The sequence below is a fragment of the Thiomicrospira sp. WB1 genome, from assembly GCF_001507535.1.
In the GTDB taxonomy this organism is placed as follows: Bacteria; Pseudomonadota; Gammaproteobacteria; order Thiomicrospirales; family Thiomicrospiraceae; genus Hydrogenovibrio.
This window is the reverse complement of record NZ_LQBN01000001.1, coordinates 314,683-334,459: the sequence shown is the minus strand read 5'-3', so window position 1 is coordinate 334,459 and position 19,777 is coordinate 314,683. Positions and strand designations below refer to the sequence as shown.

The following is a 19,777-nucleotide window of genomic DNA, read 5'->3' as shown; positions in this document are numbered from 1 at the left end:
CTTATGCTTCCTTATCTTGACTCTGTAAGTGCTGCGCCGCAAAGGTCTCGGCGGCCACCGGGCGACTCAGGAAAAAGCCCTGCCCTTCATCGCACCCCAGTTGACGCAACTGATCGAGCTGGCTTTGGGTTTCAATGCCCTCGGCCAACACTCGCAGCCCCAAACTGTGTCCCATTGTAATAATCGCGCCCACTATGGAACGTGACTCTGGGTTCTGATCCAGATCTTCCACAAAACGCTTGTCGATTTTAATACGATCGATGTTGAGGTGTTTGATGTAAGCCAGTGACGAATACCCGGTGCCGAAATCGTCAATGGAAATCTCCACCCCGGCACTCTGCAACTGTTGGAGACTTGTGGTTTCGTTATCAAAACTATGGTGTTCAATGTTGCGCATCATCACCGACTCGGTCACCTCAATGTCCAACTGAGCGGGTTGCAACCGATGATGCGCCAACACCGCCATCACCTGCTCATGAAAGTTAGGCGAGAGCAATTGCGAGCAGGAGGTGTTGATCGCCATTTTGGGCAGCGCCAAGGGTGTTTTTTGCCAGGCCTGTAACTGGGTGGACGCCGCTTCGAGCACAAACTCGCCAATGCGATCAATCAGGCCGAATTTCTCCGCCATGGGAATGAATTCCGCTGGCGACACCATGCCTTCCTCGCTTGGCCAGCGTATCAAGGCCTCGGCCCCCGACAGGCTCAAATCAGACAGCTTAAACTGAGCCTGGTAGTGCAGTGTGAACGCCTGTGATTTGACCGCGTCATGCAGATTGACCTCCAACTCGCTCTGGTGTTGCAGGGCCGCTTCCATCGACTCATCAAACACCGCGCAATGCCGGGCATCGTCCGAAGACTTGGCAAAATACATTGCATAATCGGCTTTCTTCAACAACGCTTCGGGGGTTTGTCCGTGCTCTGGAAAATGGCTGACCCCAATGCTGCACCCGACATCATGACCGGTGTTCTGCTCCAGATTAATGGCCGCAATCGTCGCCAGAAACTGTTCGGCCAATTGACACAGGCGATCCTTGCTCAAAGAGCCGGGCACAATCACCGCGAATTCATCCCCGCCGATGCGGGCAATGAACGCCTCGCCCGACAAGTGCCTTTTGAACGCCTGACCGACCGCTTGCAAAAAGGCATCGCCTGCCGCATGACCCAGATGATCATTGACCCATTTGAAATCATTCAGGTCCAGATAGAACAAATGAAAAGGTTCATCCGGCGATTCATGAATCCGGTGCTCAATCTGATGATTGAAATGATGCCGGTTGGGCAGCTGGGTGATGGCATCGTACTTCGCCGTCAGGGTCAACTGATTCTGAATCTGTTTGAGCTCGGTGATCTCGGTCAAAATCAACGAAAAATACGGCTGCGGCAAACTGGGATCATCCAGTTGCGCCATGTCGATCATGTAGTAGCCTTGCGCACCAGTGCTGAGCGCGGCTTCCCCGCGCCATTTGTGATGCATCCGCAACGCCTCTTGTACCTGGGCCACATCCAAGCCGCCAAACCCTTTTTTCAGCATTTCCCACACGGACTGCAGGTCTTGCAACGGCAACGACTGACGAATGCGTGTCAGGGGCTTATTACTGATTTGAAGGTGACCGGCCTGATCAAAAATCCCGATCGCCTCGTTCAGGTTCTGCATCAGGTTGCGGTCCAGCATCAGTTCATGGGTGCGCGCCTCAACACGCTGTTCCAGTGTGGCCAGCAATTCTTCCCGCGCCTGGGCGTATCGACGAATTCGCACCACACTCAAGCCCCCGACCAGAATCAGTACGACCAGCGTCGGCAAAGCCGTCAGCAACGACATCTGCCGAAAGGCACTCACCTGATCGGAAAAGTCGGTTTGTGCCGCCAGCGCCTGCCGCGCAAAAATTTGTTTGAGCTCGGTCACGCGTGAATAAACCTGATCCTGAGCAGGCAACACTTTTTCGACCAAGGTATCAAACGCCTGCTCGCGGCTGCCTTGCATTAACTGCTGAAATACCGATTCCTGAACAGAACGGGTTTGCGTCATCACCTCCGCAACCTGATTGAGTTTTTGCGCGGTGGATTGCTTATGAAGCTCTGAACGCAACGCCATCAAACTTTTAATAATGCGCTGCTCTTGCTCGAGCATTTTCATGTGCAGCTCATCCACCCGAAAAATGTCTTTGGCATGGACCATCTTGGTCATCAGCACGCTGCGCTGGGTTGCGCCCGACATCAGTGTTTCGATGTGGTTCTGATTGGTTGTGCTGACAATGTAGGCATCAAACGCAGTTTGGATCTTTTTTTCGAAATAGAAAAACAAACCGAAGGCACCCGCCACCAACAACATAATAATGAGGTAACTGGCAATCAAGAAGCGAATGAACACGCGAGGTTGAAGGTTAAAAATCATGGCATCATTTTATCGACTCTCTTCCCTGACCACAGAGATTTCTGCCATCGGTTCAATTAAAACCTTTTTGGGCAGACTTAAGAGAATGAATCCACTCGCCCTTTCATGCCATATAGGCTTGCACAGTTATTACGCATTTTTTCTGCACTTTTCAAAACTGGCTTCGCTAAAATGAAATTCAAACGTTGATGGCTAAGGAGAAAGAAAAATGAAAGGACTTTACAACAATGACAGCGCCTACGGGTTGGTCACACGTGCCAACCACTGGCTGAGCGCCATTCTTGTCATCGGCTTGATCGGCCTGGGCATTTACATGACAGGCTTGCCCGATTCACCCGACAAATTTGAGCTGTATGACGTGCACAAGGCCCTGGGCATCGGCGTACTGGGACTGATCATCCTGCGGCTGATCTGGCTTAAACTCTCGCCCAACCCACCCATTTTACCTGCCAAACGCTGGGAAGAAGTGCTGGCCCACAGTGTACGCGGGCTGCTGTACCTGTCTTTATTGATTATGCCTTTCTCCGGCTGGGCCATGTCCAGTGCCGGTGGCCACGAAGTCAGTTTTTTTGGGCTGTTTACCCTGCCAGCTCTGGTCCCCGAGAGCGAAGCCATTGGTGACGTTGCCAAAACCGTGCACGCCTTTGTCGGCAACATTCTATTCCCGGCTTTGATCCTGCTTCACATCGCCGGTGCGCTGAAACACCATTTCATTTACAAAGACAACACCCTCAAGCGCATGCTGGGGCGAGATTGAACAGGCTCGCTGATCTGGATTATCAGGCCCTGCTTCAGCCAGCGCTGAAAGAAGCCGAAATCGGCTTTAATGAGGGCGGCGTGCCGGTGGGCGCAGCGCTGTTCGACGCAGAGGGTTCATTACTGGGCCGCGGACGCAACCGGCGGGTGCAGGATAATGATCCCAGCGTGCATGGCGAGACCGATGCCTTTCGCAAAGCCGGACGCCAGCGCTGCTACCGGGATAAAATACTGGTCACCACTCTCGCACCCTGCTGGTACTGCTCTGGCCTGATTCGACAATTTAATATCGGCACGCTGGTCGTGGGGGAAAACGACACCTTTGAAGGGCATCTGGACTGGCTGCGTGACGCAGGCGTCAAAGTCGTGGTGCTCAACAACGACCGCTGCAAAAACCTGATGCAACAATTCATCCAACAATCCCCGGACATCTGGAATGAAGACATCGGTGAGTGCTAAACCTATGTCGTCTTCCTGTCTTTTTCACCAGGCCTGGTGAAAACAGGAGGTCCAAAAACCTACAAAGCCCCTTCCATCTGACGAAACTCTTCCAACGCGGCTTCGAGCTGCTCCACCACTTCCGCGGCTAAAATCTCCGGTGCCGGCAGGTTTTCAGAGTCTTCCAGCGACTGGTCTCTCAGCCAGAAAATATCCAGGTTGGTTTTATCCCGCGCCATCAGTTCATCGTAACGGTAAGCACGCCAACGCCCTTCCGGGGTTTCCTCGCTCCAGGTGGCTTTGCGCTGACTGATGTCTTCGGGGTGATAGAGTTCAATAAACTCGTCAAAATCCGATTTTTTCAACGGATTCTGCTTCAGGGTTTTATGCACATTGGTGCGGTAGTCATAAACCCATAGCTCCTGCGTCCAAGGCTCTTTGCTTGCCGGTTTGGCGTCAAAAAACAGCACATTCGCCTTGACCCCATTGGCATAAAATATCCCCGTCGGCAATCGCAACAAGGTATGCAGATGCGTGCGTTCCAACAGGTTCTTGCGGATCGTCTCACCTGCGCCGCCTTCAAACAGCACATTGTCCGGCAACACCACCGCCGCTTTGCCGTTGACCTTGAGCATATTGGCAATGTGCTGCACAAAATTAAGCTGTTTATTGGAGGTGGTCGCCCAGAAATCTTCTCGCTCGTAGGTCAGCTTTTCCGCCTCTGCCTTGCCGGTTTTTTCGTTCATGACCGTAATCGAGCTTTTCTTGCCGAAAGGCGGATTGGCCAGCACCATGTCCACCTTGTGCGCACCCACCTCTTTCGCCAGGGCATCCTGAGTCACAATCGGACAAGTGTCACCGCCAATGCCATGCAAATAAAGGTTCATGGCACACAAACGCACCACCGAGTCCACAATGTCATTGCCGCGCAGAGCGTCATTCTTGAGGTGTTTTTTCTCTTTTTTGGACTGCGCATTGGGCGCCATGTGTTCATAGGCCGACAATAAGAAACCGCCTGTGCCACACGCCGGATCGGCGACCGTGTCGGTCGGCTTGGGCTGCATGACTTCCACCATGGCATCGATCAGCGCACGCGGGGTAAAATATTGCCCCGCACCGCCTTTGACATCCTGCGCGTTGCGTTCCAGCAGGCCTTCGTAGATGTCGCCTTTTACATCCGACGGCAAAGTGGACCAGGACTCCTTGTCGATCATCTTAATCAAGCGTTCCAACTTGGCCGGGTCCTGGATTTTATTTTGCGCCTTGCGGAAAATCGTGCCCAACATGCCACCGGTTTTGCCCAGGTTTTCCAAGGTGTGGCGATACTGGTTTTCCAGCGCATCGCCGTCCAGTTTCACCAGATGCGACCAATCGTATTGAGAGGGCACACCGCCATCGTCCAAACCGGCCTCGGCCCGCTCAAACGCCATTTTCAGAAAGATCAGATACGTGATCTGCTCCACATAATCGCCATAGCCCACGCCGTCGTCGCGCAAAACGTGTGCGTAGTTCCAAACCCGGCTGACGATTTCTTGGCTCGTCGCCAAGTTCTGTGTTTCTTGGCTGGTCGCCAGGTTCTTCGTCTTCGAAACCGTTACATTCGACATAGGATCCCTTATTTACTTGCAATGGATTCGAGGTATCGCATACCGACCTCTGTTTTCTTGATTAAACCGTCAAAAATCGGCTGTGCAATTTGGTTCGGGAACCCCTCCGGCAATGTCCGCTGAACAGACTCAACCACCTTATGAGCCTTCCCCAACATCTCTTCTAAGTGCTCAACAGCCAATGTTTCGGAATACCCCACTGCCTTAGCTGTGGTCACAAAATGCCTCGGCATCATGCCATCCCATTTAAAGTGACGCTGCTTCCCATACAACCCCATCGCCATTTTTATCTTCTGTTTTTGCAGCCCCGCTCCACCGATTAACGGGTATGCTGACAACACATCATACAAAGGCGTTAGACGATAGCCGTTATTGGGTTCAATAAACAAGCTGAAATTCTTGCCATGTCCGTCGGGAGCTGCCAATAACCAAAACAGAATTTGCGCTTTAAAGAAGATCGCCCGGTCGGCTTGTGCATTTTTCGAACCCCTCAAAACCTGCATGATCGATTTAATCCCCGGACCACCATCGCTTTCATATTTCAACGCAGGGGCCACTCCTAAAGCCTGGCACATATCTTCCTGTGGCAGGCGGATGCAGCGCTTGCCATCCAGCCACTTTCGATCAAATCGCTCGACCGACAACACCTTTTGGTCTTCAAACGTCAGTACCTCTGTTTGAGCCACTGGCAACCCGAACCCCTTTGCGATTTGCATACAGAGCCATTCATTTTCACAGCTTTGGGACAAATCCAAATTGTGATGCGCCAGTACCCCAATCGGCAATTTGAGGATATGCGTGGTGGGCGTCGAACCTTGCGGCAAATACCAGTTACCGTCCATTTTTAGCAGCGCCGTTTTCTCCTGTGCCCCGGCAATGGAAATTCGAAAATCCGCTTCGGCCTCCTGCATTCCCAAAGGGCTGCTGGCGTAGCCTTTTAACAATTCTGCGACTTGCCTTTCGTTTAAAGGCTTTGCTTTAAGTTCAGCCAGACCCGGTTCAAACTCGGACGACAATTGGATGGCCCCGACGCAGTCCTGGCCTACGGCTGCTAACAAATCAAACGGCTGAGTGGTGGAAGTATGAAAGCGCACCTGCATTTTGGCGCGGATGGCTTCATTATCCGGAAGCAGGTTATCCAGAAAGTTATAAACCACATCCCCTTCATAGGGGCGGCGAGCCAACGGCAGAGAAAGCGACAATGAACGGGCAAACTGGGAATTCAACCACTCTTCAGCGTAAACAAAACGCAAGGCTCCGTTTTTGAGTTTTGATAACGTGCCGACCAGCAAGCCGTTCATCGAGACACACAAATGATTCAGGTTCTGAGATTGCACAGCTCAATCACCAATCCAACTCAAGCGATCGATCAGCCTCGCCTTTGGGACCCACCTCCAGCTCCAAATCCAAAGCCGATAATAATTTGAACAGCGTTTCCAGCTTGGCCGACTCCGGCCTGGATTCAAAAGCGGACACTGTCGCCTGACGAACGCTGGCCAAATCCGCCGCTTTCTCTTGTGAAACATTCTTTAACACACGCCGATCCTGAAGATAGACGGCCAACTCTTTCGGCGAATTCACTCTCATCAACAATTCCTCTTATACGCTATACCGTATAAAAACATAATTATACGCTATACCGTATAAAAATCAATCTATACGCTATACCGTATAATATTCAGAATTAGGTAAAACAGTCTCTTTAGTTAAGGTGACTGGATTGCATTTCGCCCAGTTTGTTTTCAAAAGCATCCCTCACTTTGAGATAACCCAACCCCGTATCCATCAAGCCTTTCTTTTCTTCAGCCAGCCATAGATTCAACGCGGCTGCTTTTCCAAAACCATCTTCATCAATCCCATCAAGAAAAATTTCAGGCTTTAAAGCCATCTCTTCCGGGCACCACGGAGCACCATTCAAAGGCAGCGCAGTATTGATCGAATATTCAAGAAGGGTCCTTCCATCTTGGTACTGATCGATTACCGACTGATCGACATACCTTCCCATTAAACAGACCTTCTTTTTCCAAGCAATCGCTACACAAGCCGACAAATACGTTCTCGACTTCCAATAACTGAACACCCAGTTATGACAGAGGTGATAACGACAAACTGATTTATCACCGATCAAGCCAACCGGTTCCTCTAAAATGATTAAAGCGCTACCTGTCCTATTGGCATGCCTTGTAGCCAGGACAACGCCCGATACTTCATAGGCAGCTTTATCAACCAATAAACCATCCAGAAACTCAGAAAACTGCTCTGGCCATTTATAAAAATCATGCAATGGATAAATTTGGTCATCCGCACCGTCCAACCATTCACGACGAACAGCAAACAGTTCACAGACATCATTCAAAATCGCATCATTTAAGCGCGGGAACAAAGCTTCTTCAGTTTGAACATCTGCGATGGTCAAACCATGACCGATTAAAGACGGGATTTGATTTTGATGAACACCGTGAGATTCAAAAAGCAGAAAAAAGCGGGTCGCTATATTTTCAGGCGGTTGTTTTTTCAACGGCCAGAATTTTTTAGACCATTTGGTAAGAAACTCAACAATCGATAGACCAGAAGATATTTCGCCAAGCATTCAACCGTCCATTAGCCTATAAACCCGTCAAAGTAATCGGAATCGAGGGTTTTGACTTGGTAGGTCTCTTTGATGTTCACGCCCAGGTTGTGCTCGATCATGAGTTCGGCGAGTTGCTGTCCATCCACCAGCACCACCGACAAATTCAGACCATTCTTAACCGAGGCCAGTGCGCCGTCGGAAAAGCCGGAGGTGGTGATAAACACGCCCTTGCTCGCGCCCTGACGGGTTAAGGAGCCGATAAACTTGTCGATCTCCGGGCGATGCACGGTGTTTTCCCAGCGCTTGGCTTGCAGGTAAATCGAATCCAGCCCCAACTTGTCTTCATTGATGATGCCATCTATGCCGTCATCGCCGGTGAGCTGGGTTGCCTGCCCCGCCTCCATGCGCGCGCCGCCATAGCCCATCGCCAACATCAAATCCACCACCAGCTGTTCAAACGCCTGTGGGGAGACCTGCTTGACGCTTTCCAACAACTCTTCCGCCAGACTGGCGTTTAAAGACTGATAGGCCTGCTGAAGCTGTTCATCCGGGGTTTCCGGCAGGTCATCGGTTTGGGCTGACTCGCTGGTGGCCTTTTGCGCGGGTTTGGCCGTATGAAACTGACGGAAACTCTCATATTGCTTCAGAAAGCGCACATTGATCTTTTCCGGATGTTGCGCCAATACCTGCCGACCCAAATCCGTAACCTGAATATGCGCCCGTTTGGGTGAACTGACCAGACCGGCCTTTTTCAAATAGGTCATCGCCCAGCCAATGCGGTTTTTAATCACCGTCTGCTTACCGGACGGCAACAATTCCGCCCGCTGCTCAGGCGACAACCTAAACGCCTCGCTTACCTGCTCCACCACATCGTTTTTGTTCATGACCTCGCCGCTGGAAACAACTTTTAGAACCGGGAGCATCACGCTTTGGAAATCAGGAATAGTCATTATTTGTTCTTTATTAAATCTCTAATTGTAAAATTTAATCTATCTAAACTATCTTTCACTAATCCCAAAGCATCAATTTTTGGTACTTCTGAATTACCAGAAGAAAATAACCTTTCGTATATATCTTTATTGGACTGTATATCAAAATACTCATTGTCAGACAAAGAATTTACCAAGCTAAATTCTTTAATATCTATCTCCAATTGAGATATTCTCTTTATGTGGAACCTTAGCAACCCCATCAATGAAACCATACCCAGCACAAAACCTGAAATTGCAGCGTAAACAAAATAATTTTCATTTATCAGCGTCACAAGATCTGGCATTTCACTATTTGCCAAATTACTTTGACACGAAGAACAGGTTTGTAAATAGAATTGTACATCCACAACACCTTTTAGCACTTCCAAAACATAACCAGCATTTAGCAAAACAATAATAAAAATTATGAATGCAACGAACCATAACAACAGAAAGTGATTTCTAGCTTTTCTTTTATGATAAGAAAGTTGTTCATACAAAAATTCTACAGTTCTATCAAGCATGTAATTTCCTAAAACTAAAAGCCGTATTTTTGTTCACGCTTTTCGAAGGCGGATTGTCCGCCTTCAAGTATTTCGCAAATATCATTTCTAATTTCGGTACACTCAATAGCTCCAGATTTATAAGACAATACTTCATCATCATTTTCAGCAACAATCACTTGCTCGGCATCTGCGTTGACGACAAGGTTTGCGTTATGCGTTGCAATAATAACTTGTCGGTATTTTTTGATCTTTCTAAAAATTGGAACCAATTGATTCATAATGAATTTATTATCTAAATCATCCTCTGGCTGATCAAAAATAAAAGGACTTCCAAACGCATCCGTGGCAAGTTTCATACAAACGTAAAACGTTCCTCGTTGACCCACAGATAATTTTTCAGGTGACTTTCCAAGGTATTCAATAACTGGTTTGACATATAGATATTTAGACCGATGCTCATGTAAGAAAATATACTCAAATATATTAAAACCATTTCTAACAAAGTAATCTGATAAAGTTGAAAAAGTCTCTAAATTAATATCTTCCAGATCACCAAGGTCAATAATTTTTTCATTCCTAGCTAAATTCAAAAAATCATCAAAATTGTTTACATTAAATGTTTGCTGTATCTTCTCTTCTTTTGATACCGAATCACTGCTTCTGAATTTTGAGCCATGCAGTAATTGCTTGAGCCCTTGATAGAAAACTTTCACATCAAAATATATTTTCCCTTCAATGTTTATCTCATTCAGTAAATCAGTAATCAATGACTGTTGATCTTCGTTTAACTCACCATTGGTAGCCGTTAAACCTTCAAAAGTAGTCGTAATTGATCTCGATTGCTCTTCCAAGTCGACTTTGATTCTTTCTACTAACGCAGACCTTTCGTCTATAAAACTAACTAGTGTTTTTTCTTTTACTTTAAATTCATCAATTCTAAATTTTGCACTATCTATTTCTTTTTTATAGAAGTCGACTTTTTTCAACAAGGTACTGACATCCTGATCGACGCCCTGTTGCCTCAAATCATTACGTATGTCGTCATTTTGAACTTCAATATCTGCAATTTCGGTAAAGTACTTCCGTTCTAAGCTATTAATTTCTTGATATGAGTGATTGAAGGAAACTTTTGTCAACTTTGGATCAGACAATTGACTTTCATTAATTAAATCAATTTCGTTATTTGTATCTTTCTCAAAAAACTCTAATTTTGCTTTTAAGTCCGAAAGTTTTCTTAAGTAAGATTTTAGTTGATTAGCCTTTTCGGAACTTTGTTGAAATTTCTCAATATTTTTCTTATTACCATCTGTAGTAATCGTTTCAATCAAGTTTTTATTCTGTTGAATGATCTGTTTATTTCTGGAAACATCGTTAAGCTTTTTACCTTCTGAATCAACTTCGTCAAACCAGAATTTGGTTTTGTGAATCTTTTCTAGAATCAAACGAAAATCGGTGTCATATTGAGGCACATCATTTTCACCGTAAATACCAAGTAGTTTTTTCAAAGCATCACTCAAACTTTCCGAGGTTTCCGCAACACGTTTGATTTCTCCTTGCCTCACATGTAGATAATCCAGATTCGCAACTTCTCCATATTCATAAGATTCTTTGGTTCCATCAGGCTTAAGATACGAAACCTCGAAATCATCAGGTGAGATTGCCTGAATCCTTTTTTCTTTTAATTCGTTTGTTTGATCAAAGGTTTTGTAAACACAGTCAAATAGTATGCTTTTCCCTGTACCTCGGCCACCAATCAATGCGACTAAATTAGCATTCAGAGGAATTTCACTTGATGAAAAACTAGGAGAGCCTCCATCAATAACAGAACCTAAAAATTTTAAGGATGAGAAATATGGTTTTGCATAATCTAAGGAAGGGTTGTCTTGTTGAATCCTAACTCTTTCTTCGGGTTCAAAGAGTGTTTGAACTAAGCCTTCAAAATTTGGATTAGCTTTAATCCATGTAAAGCCTTGACCGACTTCACTTATTTTATGTGCATCTGAGCAATGATAAACAGGTTTCTTAATGCTTCCGTCAAACCTTGATCCTTCTGGTTGCAAAAAGAACTCTCTATCGTCTTGATTTCCAAACAACGCGCCAAGCTTTTTATCAATCTCAATTGCATAATTATTACCCCGACCGTCCCCTCTTGCTGGCCTATACGAACCATAACCATTTGGGCAGCCAATAACTAAAACATCACTACCTATATGAAAATGCTGATCAACACAGTCAAGCAAACTGCTTAGCTCAACAAGGATGGTGTCAATGCTAACTCCCGAACTTTCAAGATCTTCCTCAATACAATAGATAGGTTTTCCATCTGATGTGGTATTTGTAATTGGAAGTCGATTAAAGGCTCTATTTATTTTGTCAGTTGAAATACTTTCAGAAAACAATAAGTGAATATTTATAAAATCGTCATCTTTATTTTGCTGATTAAGTCGAAATTCGAGATTTGGAAGAACTACGCCCTCAAAGCCCCCGCCTTCCAACTTCGATCTTGTGTTTTCAATTTCATTATCCGAAAAACAAAAATAATTTGTAGCCCCAATAACTGAAAGCTCTTGATCTATTATTGCTCGAACATAAGCTTCCCAGTCATTAGAAAACTGATTGTTCAACTTTGTAAATGGCGTATGAATATGTAAATCCCATTTTTGCCATTCTGAGCCTTTCGGGAACTGTTTCATAATGTTTACCTCAATAATCTTCCTGAAAACGCTGAAGCGAGGATGGTTTGTTTTTGTTGCTGGGCTTGGGTGAGTTTGGTGTCGATTTCGGCCATTAGGCGGTCAGCGGCGGTGATTTTTTCTTCGACAATTCGGACTATTTCTTTTTGTTCATCTATTGGTGGAATAGGAACAAGCAATGCTTTTAATTTTGTTCCATTCACATTCGCCTGACCGACATTCTGACTGACACAGCTTTTTATCCAATTCCTACCGATTACTGAATTAATGAAATAGGCTACAAACTTAGAGTAGATCCCATCAAGAACTCTAACCCTGATCAGATATGAAGCAAGTGATACTGGTTTACCTATATCAACAAATACTGCAGTTTTACCGACAAGTTCAGCGCTGTTAGTACGATTAAATAATAAATCTCCACCCTTCAAGAGAAGTTCAGGAAATTCGTTATGATCGGTGGGCAAATACTTTAGGTTTGAATAATCTAACTCACCCTCAACAATATTTCCCATACGAATAACAGGAACACCAGATGCATCATCGTTTGTTTTGGAACTACTACCATAACGAACATCAGATGCTATCGCATCAACAGTAGCAGTTGCCCAGCTCGCAGGAATAGAGTCAAAAAAAGCGCCACCTTCTAGGCTTGGCTCTTTGTATTTCTCTTTCCATTTGTCGTTTTTGGGTGGTTTGCCTTTGGCTTTGAGTTGTTCTAGTTGCTGTTGTTCCCAGCGTTGGCGGCGTTCTTTTAGGATGCGTTGCAGCAGTTGGTCGGCGGGTTCGATTTGGTCGGCGTTTTGTTCTCGCCACTCTTTGGTGAGTTCGCCGGTGACGGCGGCTTTGAGAACGGATTGGCGGTATTGTTTGAGTTTGTCTTTGGCGATTTTCAGGTTTTCAATGCCCGCATCAATATGCGAAAACAGCTCTTCGATTTTGGCGACCATATGCCGTTGTGCTTGCTCTTTTTCAGGAATCCAGACCTTTGTTTTTTCAAACTTTGTCTTTGTTATATGAACCATTCCCGAGCCATGAGCTTGTCGATACAAGTCAGAAAGAATATGCTGAATCAAGTAATAGTGAATTTTTTTGTCAACGTAGGAGCGCACTTTAAAAATGTGCTGATTTAATGCGGCCTTAGGACCTGTCCACAAATATGCACCTAATGTTGCCGACCAAGAGATTAATAAATCTCCCTTTTCCACTATATGTCGCTCATCTAACTCACCATTAAAGTAGTGCCAATCCTTGTTTGAGCCGGTGAGATTCTGAATCCGAATGATCGGAAGCCCGGTATCAGACCATTCAGTTTTCCTGAAACCTCTTCCATTTATATACTCGCCTATTTCACCAAGTGTGGTTTGTTTCCACCCTTCTGGAAGTTCGTTCCCTTGTGTTTTTATTGTCGTTTCTTGTACGTCCATAGTCTCTTTTTTACCAGGCCTGGTGGTTTCAGGCGATTAAGTAGCCGTTGAGTTCTTGAATGACTTTATTGAGGTCTTGGCCGAAAAGCTGTCTGGCTTTGATGAGCCCGCCGTTTTCATTAAAGGGCGTGTATTCAAAGTCTTCGAGCGTCATTTCGGCGTTTTGGGCGATCTGGTCTTTGATCTGTTCCAGCCACTGGGTTTGCTCGTCGCTGAATTGGGCGCCGGTTTCTCGGGTCTGTTTTAACCAGGCCTGGTAGTTTTTGTTGACGGTTTGGTCAAAGGGTTCCAGTTGGTTAACGTTTTGGGTGGCAAAACGGATCAGGCTGACCAGATGGGTGAGCAAATCCTTGGCGGGCACGCATTTGACCTTGGCTTTTTCCAACTGTTCGTAGGCTTTCCAGACTTCGAGCGGGGCGATGTTATAGGGCGGCTGTTTGATCTCGTCGGCCAATTGTTCAATCAGGTCGTAACTGAGGTGGCGTTGCTGGTAGGGCTTTTGATAGATCAGGGTAATGGCGTCCAGCTCGTTTTGATGGTCCTGAATAAACTGTTGCCAACTTTCAATCAGGTGCTCGGCTTTTTCCACGTCATAGCCGGTGCCGTCAATCAGTTCGTCGGCGGTATCGTCGACAATCTGTTCGGTGTCGCGGCGCAGGTCTTCGAGCAGTTCGCGCAGATCAGGGTTGTGAAAGGGTTTAACCAGCGCATCGGCCTGCGGCTCAAACACATGCTGAATGTCGTCGTCGGTCAAGTCGTCTTCGATTTTGCCGGTGGTCTGGCAGGCGTTTTCAACCAATGACTCGTCATTAGTGGCGTGAATCAACTTCCCGGCGATCAGGGCCAGCGGCTGTTCGGCGACTTTGGTGACTTGCGCCCGTTGCGCGTCGGAGAGTTTCATGTCCAGACGCATAAGCCGATTGCCCAATGAGCGCAGGCTGTCGGAATGACGGTCGCCGCGAGCGATCTGTTCCATGAGATTTTTGGTGGAGATGGACGGTTTGCGTTCCAGCGACTTGGATTCGGTTTTGTCGGTTTCGGTGACGCCAACGGCATCAACCAGCACAAAGCGGGTTTTGGCGACGGCGTCGGGCGTGACTTTGCGCAAGTCGTCCACGTCAATCACGCGGGTGCCGCGCCCTTTCATCTGTTCGTAGTAGGCCTGGCTTTTGACGTCGCGCATAAAGAGCACGCATTCGAGCGGTTTGATGTCGGTGCCGGTGGCGATCATGTCCACGGTGACGGCGACGCGAAAACGCGGGTTGGTGCGAAAGTCGGCAATGGTTTCGTCAGCAGTCTTTTTGCCGACCCGGTAGGTGACTTTTTTGCAGAAGTCGTTACCTTCGTTAAACACTTCGCGCACGGCGGTCACTATGCGGTCGGCATGGTCGTCGTCCTTGGCAAAGATCAGGGTTTTGGGCACCCATTCCATGCGGCGATCCGCCTCTTCGCCGACCCAGTGCCGCTCCGGAAAACACTCGGGCAAACAGCGGTCTTTAAAGCCTTTGATGATCGTTTTGATCTGGTTGGGCGCAATCACACTGCGGTCGATCTGACTGGCGAGATAGGTTTCGTCTTCGTCCAGTTTTTGCAGGCGTTGGGCTTTGGTGAGTTTGTCGCGTACCGAGACGGTGGTGCCCGCTTCAAGGGTATTGCCCTCTTCGGAAAGCTGGGTTTTGATGCGGTAGATGTCGTAACCGACGTTGACTTCATCGACGATGGCGTCTTCGTGGGTGTATTCCGAGACCAGATTCTGACCGAAAAAGCCGATGGTTTTTTTGGTGGGCGTGGCGGTCAGACCGATCAGAAAGGCGTCAAAATAATCCAGCACCTGCCGCCAGAGGTTGTAGATGGAGCGGTGGCATTCGTCGATGATGATCAGGTCAAACTGCTCAATGGGAATGTCGGGGTTGTAACGCACCTCTTTAGGTTTTTGATCGCCGGAGGCTTCGATTTCGTAGGTGGAGTGCTCTTCGGTTTCGTCGTCCAGCTCTTTGCCGCTTAACTGCGAATACAGCCGCTGAATGGTGGAAATGGTGACCTTGATGTCATCGCCAATGCCCGCGCCGCCCAGTTGGGTGACGTTATAAAGACTGGTGAATTTTCGCCCGTCTCCGGGCACGGTGTAGTTCTGGAACTCTTTGAGGGCCTGCCGCCCCAGATTGCCGCGATCCACCAGAAAGAGGATGCTTTTGGCCTGAGCGAATTTTGCCAGCCGGTAAACCTGCGTGACGGCGGTAAAGGTTTTGCCTGCGCCGGTCGCCATTTGCAGTAACGCACGCGGCTTATTGTGTTTTAGGCTGGCTTCGATGCCGGTAATGGCGTCCACCTGACAGTCGCGCAAGCCTTCGATATCCAGGTCGGGTAAATTTTGCAATCGATACCGAAAGGTATCGCTTTGCTGCACCCAGTCATGCAAGGTCTCGGGGCGGTGAAAGTGAAACACGCGGCGCGAACGCGGCTTGGGATCGCGCTCGTCGCGGAAAAAGACTTCCTGATTGGTGGCTTCGTACAAAAACGGCAACGGCTCGCCGGGGTTGGCCCAGCGTTTGATGTGCGCGGTGCTAGACGCGGCATAGCGACCGGACTGCTCCGCCACGCCGCCCAACGCAGTGCCTTCACGTTTGGCTTCGATGATGCCGCAGGCCTTTCCGGCCACAAACAGCATGTAATCCGCCGGGCCGGTGTCCGTGTCCATTTCGCGCACGGCGACGCCAAGACTTTCGTGCAGGTTCAGACGGTTTTTATCCTGCACCACCCAACCGGCAAGCGTCAGTTTTTGATCGATGCATTGACGTGTTGACGCTTCATCCATAAGCCGAAAAACGTATTACCAAATAAAAACAGTATAACGCGCCAGATGGCAAAATACACGGGTTGAAGACGGTTAAATCGAGGGAGAAAATCTGAACTGAATGGTGCGGAAGGAGAGACTTGAACTCTCACGCCTTGCGGCACCAGAACCTAAATCTGGCGTGTCTACCAATTCCACCACTTCCGCAAACAAGGAAAATTGAAGCGAGTCGCTTCGAAAAGAAAATGGTGGCCTGACGCGGAATCGAACCACGGACACAGGGATTTTCAATCCCTTGCTCTACCAACTGAGCTATCAGGCCAAAATGTGAATGCGCGTATTATAGAGAGGAGACTTCACACTGTCAAACCGTTTTTGGCCGTTTTTATCCCGTGCAAAGAAATACGTCAAGGTGTAAGGTTGGCAGTGTTGGTCTAGTAAACATATAAAATACCGGGGCACACAGCCAGGCAGTCGCAATGGAGTCATCGTTTATGGAAAAAAACTCTGTGAATACAATCAAATTAATCGGTATTACCTTAATGGTGATCGGTGCCGGACTTGGCATATGGGGTTACCAGTTATCAGACTCCATTGGCTCCCAAATCACCGAAGCCGTAACAGGTGCAGCAACAGACAGGGTGATGCTGCATTACATTATGGGGGCGGCCAGTTTTGTGGTCGGCCTTTATCTTTTCGCCAAAAAATAAGTTTGGAGGCTACATGAACATCTTAGACTTAGTCATATTTCTAGCTGTGGGGGCCATCGCAGGCTGGCTTGCCGGTCAAATCATGAAAGGCCGGGGATTTGGTGTGATGGGTAATATTGTTGTCGGCATTGTCGGGGCAATACTGGGCGGTTTCCTGTTCGGCCTGCTGGGCATCACAACCGGTGGTTTACTGGGCGCGATGGTCATGGCCACGGTTGGTGCGGTGATTTTGTTGTTCCTGATCAATCGAATCAACAAAACTTAATTCGCTTACAAAATTCACTAATTCGACACAGCCAAGCCCGTTCTAGCGCCATTTGCGCTAGAATAAGCATAAAGTTGAGCAAACGGAATTAGACATGACACAACGCGCCTCCCAGTCTCTGGATCAATACATCGGCAAAGTCATTCACGAAACCCGAAAAAAACAATCCCTGACCATTGCTGACGTCTCGGACCAAACGGGGATCAGTCGCGGCATGCTCAGCAAAATTGAAAACGCTCAAGTATCCTCCAGCCTGGAATCCCTTTTAAAAATTGCCAATGCGCTGGGCGTGCCCATTTCGTCATTCTTTAAAGCGTTTGATTCCGAAGAAGGCGGCGCACAACTGGTCAAAACCGACGAACGGCTGGAAGTGGTCCGCCGCGGCACAAAGGTCGGGCACCGCTACCACCTGCTGGCGTATGACACCGGCCCACAGAAAACCCTGGAACCGTTTCTGATTTCATTGGACAACAAAAGCGAGGTCTTTCCCGCCTTCAGTCACGAAGGCAAGGTCTTTATGTACATGCTTGAAGGCGAGATGGTGTATCGCCATGGCCGACAGACCTATCACCTCAAACCCGGGGACGCCTTGTCCTATGACGCGCGCATTTCTCACGGCCCGGAAGAGTTGATCGAAGTGCCGATCCGCTTTCTGAACATCGTTTACTATGATGCACCCAATGCATAACTCGCACCACAAAAACTCAACATTGCACTAAAAAAACACAAAACTCATTTCATTTAACCAACCTCTGATCGCTTCTTACCCTATCTATCGCCAATAAAAGAAACTTTTTTTATTGGCACGAAACTTTCTAAGCATTTGCCGGTATTTGTTCCATACCACGAAGCCCTATTGTCTGGCGACAGGTGGCAGGGCTTCACTTTATATATATTTTTGGAGGTCGCTTATGAAACTGGTGAAAGCGGTCATTGCCCCTCACAAACTTTCAGATGTACGCGAATGCCTGGCTGACCTGGGCTCCTACGGACTGACATCTTACGAAGTGAAAGGCTATGGTCGTCAAAAAGGGCAAACCGAAATCTATCGGGGCGCTGAATACGAAATCGCGTTTATTCCCAAAGTCATGATTGAACTCGTGGTCAAAGACGAAGCACTGGACGATGTCATTCAATGCATTGTTCGGGAAACTCAGACGGGCAAAATCGGCGATGGAAAAATTTTCGTGCTGCCGGTCGAAAATGCCATCCGGGTTCGAACCAACGAACAAGGGGACGAGGCGCTGTAGTCAGAGCAATAACCTGAAAAGATTGGCGCTCGCATGGCCGAATCTTATTAGGTTGTTTCTTTTGAACATGGCCTGAAACTTTTTTAGATAACATTCTGGAGTCATATCAATGGACGGAAATTTATTACAACTATCCTACGCACTGGATACGTTCTACTTTTTGGTCAGTGCGGTCTTTGTGATGTGGATGGCCGCTGGCTTTGCCATGTTGGAAGCCGGTCTGGTCCGAAGCAAAAACACGGTGGAAATTCTCACCAAAAACGCACTGCTTTACAGTGTGGCCTGTACCGCTTACTTGATTGTAGGCTACAACGTCATGTACCCGGGCGATCCGATCAGCGCTTACCTGCCTAATCTGTCGTTCATGCTGGGTGCCGATAACACAGCTGAAGCCGTGATGGCCGGTGGTGACGGCGCGCCTTATTACTCAGCGATGTCAGACTTTATCTTCCAGGCGGTGTTTGCGGCAGCGACCATGTCGATCGTATCCGGGGCCATTGCCGAGCGCATGAAGCTGTGGCCGTTTTTGATTTTTGCGGTGTTCATGGCCGGTTTCATCTATCCGATGGAAGGCTTCTGGAAATGGGGCGGCGGCTGGCTGGACCAGCTTGGGTTCCAGGATTTTGCCGGGTCCGTTGTGGTTCACATGGCCGGTGCCGCCGCTGCCTTGGCTGCCGTCATCCTAGTCGGTCCCCGTATGGGACGCTATGGCCCGAACGGTGAAGTCCGTGCGATCCCTGGTGCCAACCTGCCAATGGCCACTTTGGGTATGTTTATCCTGTGGATGGGCTGGTTCGGCTTTAACGGTGGTTCGGAACTGAAAGTTGCGAACGTGGATGAAGCCAATGCGGTTGCCACTATTTTCGTTAACACCAATGCCGCCGCGGCAGCCGGTATGATCGCCGCAGCCCTGTTGAGCAAATTCAAGTTCGGCAAGACCGATTTGACCATGGTAATTAACGGTGCGTTGGCCGGTCTGGTCTCGATTACCGCTGAACCTTTGGCCCCTACACCAGGCCTGGCCATTATCATTGGCGCCGTAGGTGGTCTGATTGTTGTGATGTCCGTCATCTTTATGGACAAAATGCGACTGGACGACCCAGTGGGTGCGATCTCTGTACACGGGACCGCCGGTATCTGGGGGATCTTTGCCGTTCTGTTCAGTAACTCTGCCGCGACCTTCATGGGTCAGTTGATCGGTACCGTCGCAACCTTCGCCTGGATGTTCATCGCCTCTTTGGTTGTGTTGTTCATCATCGACAAGCTGATCGGACTGCGCCCAACCGAAGAGGAAGAGCTCGAAGGCCTCGACCAGAAAGAATGTGGGATGGAAGCCTATCCTGAGTTCGATCAGAAATAATCTCGGCGCAAGCCAACCTTTTAAGGCCGCCCCGTGCGG

General features: G+C 48.1%; 17 protein-coding genes and 2 tRNA genes. 7 read left to right on the top strand and 12 right to left on the bottom strand.

Annotated features, from left to right (window positions below):
- Nucleotide 1: 1 nt before the first annotated feature.
- Entirely contained in the window at nt 2-2,392 is a 2,391-nt protein-coding gene (locus tag AVO41_RS01520; protein WP_068581569.1) for a bifunctional diguanylate cyclase/phosphodiesterase, read from the bottom strand.
- 208 nt (nt 2,393-2,600) lie between these two features.
- Here AVO41_RS01520 and AVO41_RS01515 point away from each other — a divergent pair, with 208 nt between their 5' ends.
- A complete protein-coding gene (locus AVO41_RS01515) occupies nt 2,601-3,149 on the top strand; it encodes a cytochrome b (protein WP_068581565.1) in 549 nt (182 codons plus the stop codon).
- Nucleotides 3,146-3,607, top strand: coding sequence for a nucleoside deaminase (locus AVO41_RS01510; protein ID WP_235584624.1), 462 nt, complete (start codon nt 3,146-3,148; stop codon nt 3,605-3,607). The genes AVO41_RS01515 and AVO41_RS01510 overlap by 4 nt, the downstream gene beginning before the upstream one ends.
- Before the next feature lie 59 nt (nt 3,608-3,666).
- On the opposite strand, the gene AVO41_RS01505 is transcribed toward AVO41_RS01510, so the two are convergent.
- The 11 genes from AVO41_RS01505 to AVO41_RS01455 form a co-directional block, all read right to left on the bottom strand.
- Nucleotides 3,667-5,133 carry a class I SAM-dependent DNA methyltransferase gene (locus AVO41_RS01505; protein WP_068583192.1) on the bottom strand — a complete coding sequence of 489 codons (1,467 nt, stop codon included), beginning with the start codon at nt 5,131-5,133 and terminating at the stop codon, nt 3,667-3,669.
- A 68-nt stretch (nt 5,134-5,201) separates the two neighbouring features.
- The gene (locus tag AVO41_RS01500; RefSeq protein WP_201022821.1) at nt 5,202-6,494 is read right to left on the bottom strand and encodes a type II toxin-antitoxin system HipA family toxin; all 1,293 of its coding nucleotides are present in this window, start codon (nt 6,492-6,494) and stop codon (nt 5,202-5,204) included.
- 43 nt (nt 6,495-6,537) lie between these two features.
- Nucleotides 6,538-6,780, bottom strand: a complete 243-nt coding sequence (locus tag AVO41_RS01495) for a helix-turn-helix domain-containing protein (protein ID WP_068581562.1) — start codon at nt 6,778-6,780, stop codon at nt 6,538-6,540.
- A 115-nt stretch (nt 6,781-6,895) separates the two neighbouring features.
- Nucleotides 6,896-7,783 carry a hypothetical protein gene (locus tag AVO41_RS01490; protein ID WP_068581558.1) on the bottom strand — a complete coding sequence of 296 codons (888 nt, stop codon included), beginning with the start codon at nt 7,781-7,783 and terminating at the stop codon, nt 6,896-6,898.
- Nucleotides 7,784-7,794: 11 nt separating this feature from the next.
- Nucleotides 7,795-8,715, bottom strand: coding sequence for a restriction endonuclease (locus AVO41_RS01485; RefSeq protein WP_068581556.1), 921 nt, complete (start codon nt 8,713-8,715; stop codon nt 7,795-7,797).
- On the bottom strand, nt 8,715-9,260 hold the full coding sequence (locus tag AVO41_RS01480) for a hypothetical protein (protein WP_068581553.1): 546 nt from the start codon (nt 9,258-9,260) through the stop codon (nt 8,715-8,717). Before AVO41_RS01480 ends, AVO41_RS01485 begins: the two co-directional genes overlap by 1 nt.
- Before the next feature lie 14 nt (nt 9,261-9,274).
- Nucleotides 9,275-11,935 carry a TrlF family AAA-like ATPase gene (locus AVO41_RS01475; RefSeq protein WP_068581548.1) on the bottom strand — a complete coding sequence of 887 codons (2,661 nt, stop codon included), beginning with the start codon at nt 11,933-11,935 and terminating at the stop codon, nt 9,275-9,277.
- A 5-nt stretch (nt 11,936-11,940) separates the two neighbouring features.
- Nucleotides 11,941-13,359, bottom strand: coding sequence for a restriction endonuclease subunit S (locus AVO41_RS01470; RefSeq protein WP_068581545.1), 1,419 nt, complete (start codon nt 13,357-13,359; stop codon nt 11,941-11,943).
- Nucleotides 13,360-13,387: 28 nt separating this feature from the next.
- A complete protein-coding gene (locus AVO41_RS01465; RefSeq protein ID WP_068581541.1) occupies nt 13,388-16,174 on the bottom strand; it encodes a type I restriction-modification enzyme R subunit C-terminal domain-containing protein in 2,787 nt (928 codons plus the stop codon).
- A 101-nt stretch (nt 16,175-16,275) separates the two neighbouring features.
- Nucleotides 16,276-16,360: transfer RNA gene (locus tag AVO41_RS01460), tRNA-Leu, on the bottom strand.
- A gap of 39 nt (nt 16,361-16,399) precedes the next feature.
- Nucleotides 16,400-16,475 (bottom strand) — tRNA-Phe (locus AVO41_RS01455).
- Between the two features lie 172 nt (nt 16,476-16,647).
- On the opposite strand from AVO41_RS01455, the gene AVO41_RS01450 reads away from it, so the two are divergent.
- From AVO41_RS01450 to AVO41_RS01430, 5 genes are all read left to right on the top strand, one after another.
- A complete protein-coding gene (locus tag AVO41_RS01450) occupies nt 16,648-16,863 on the top strand; it encodes a DUF3185 family protein (RefSeq protein WP_068581537.1) in 216 nt (71 codons plus the stop codon).
- A gap of 13 nt (nt 16,864-16,876) precedes the next feature.
- Nucleotides 16,877-17,128, top strand: a complete 252-nt coding sequence (locus AVO41_RS01445; protein ID WP_068581534.1) for a GlsB/YeaQ/YmgE family stress response membrane protein — start codon at nt 16,877-16,879, stop codon at nt 17,126-17,128.
- A gap of 94 nt (nt 17,129-17,222) precedes the next feature.
- Nucleotides 17,223-17,816, top strand: a complete 594-nt coding sequence (locus tag AVO41_RS01440; RefSeq protein WP_068581531.1) for a helix-turn-helix domain-containing protein — start codon at nt 17,223-17,225, stop codon at nt 17,814-17,816.
- Between the two features lie 223 nt (nt 17,817-18,039).
- Nucleotides 18,040-18,378: a P-II family nitrogen regulator gene (locus tag AVO41_RS01435; protein WP_068581528.1), complete on the top strand. Its 339-nt coding sequence runs from the start codon at nt 18,040-18,042 to the stop codon at nt 18,376-18,378.
- A gap of 109 nt (nt 18,379-18,487) precedes the next feature.
- The gene (locus AVO41_RS01430) at nt 18,488-19,738 is read left to right on the top strand and encodes an ammonium transporter (RefSeq protein ID WP_068581524.1); all 1,251 of its coding nucleotides are present in this window, start codon (nt 18,488-18,490) and stop codon (nt 19,736-19,738) included.
- Nucleotides 19,739-19,777 lie beyond the last annotated feature (39 nt).

Coding starts and splice junctions, on each gene's coding strand:
- AVO41_RS01520 (WP_068581569.1), bottom strand. CDS start 2,392: ATGATTTTTAACCTTCAACCTCGCGTGTTCATTCGCTTCTTGATTGCC.
- AVO41_RS01515 (WP_068581565.1), top strand. CDS start 2,601: ATGAAAGGACTTTACAACAATGACAGCGCCTACGGGTTGGTCACACGT.
- AVO41_RS01500 (WP_201022821.1), bottom strand. CDS start 6,494: ATGAACGGCTTGCTGGTCGGCACGTTATCAAAACTCAAAAACGGAGCC.
- AVO41_RS01495 (WP_068581562.1), bottom strand. CDS start 6,780: ATGAGAGTGAATTCGCCGAAAGAGTTGGCCGTCTATCTTCAGGATCGG.
- AVO41_RS01490 (WP_068581558.1), bottom strand. CDS start 7,783: ATGCTTGGCGAAATATCTTCTGGTCTATCGATTGTTGAGTTTCTTACC.
- AVO41_RS01485 (WP_068581556.1), bottom strand. CDS start 8,715: ATGACTATTCCTGATTTCCAAAGCGTGATGCTCCCGGTTCTAAAAGTT.
- AVO41_RS01480 (WP_068581553.1), bottom strand. CDS start 9,260: ATGCTTGATAGAACTGTAGAATTTTTGTATGAACAACTTTCTTATCAT.
- AVO41_RS01475 (WP_068581548.1), bottom strand. CDS start 11,935: ATGAAACAGTTCCCGAAAGGCTCAGAATGGCAAAAATGGGATTTACAT.
- AVO41_RS01470 (WP_068581545.1), bottom strand. CDS start 13,359: ATGGACGTACAAGAAACGACAATAAAAACACAAGGGAACGAACTTCCA.
- AVO41_RS01465 (WP_068581541.1), bottom strand. CDS start 16,174: ATGGATGAAGCGTCAACACGTCAATGCATCGATCAAAAACTGACGCTT.
- AVO41_RS01450 (WP_068581537.1), top strand. CDS start 16,648: ATGGAAAAAAACTCTGTGAATACAATCAAATTAATCGGTATTACCTTA.
- AVO41_RS01445 (WP_068581534.1), top strand. CDS start 16,877: ATGAACATCTTAGACTTAGTCATATTTCTAGCTGTGGGGGCCATCGCA.
- AVO41_RS01440 (WP_068581531.1), top strand. CDS start 17,223: ATGACACAACGCGCCTCCCAGTCTCTGGATCAATACATCGGCAAAGTC.
- AVO41_RS01435 (WP_068581528.1), top strand. CDS start 18,040: ATGAAACTGGTGAAAGCGGTCATTGCCCCTCACAAACTTTCAGATGTA.
- AVO41_RS01430 (WP_068581524.1), top strand. CDS start 18,488: ATGGACGGAAATTTATTACAACTATCCTACGCACTGGATACGTTCTAC.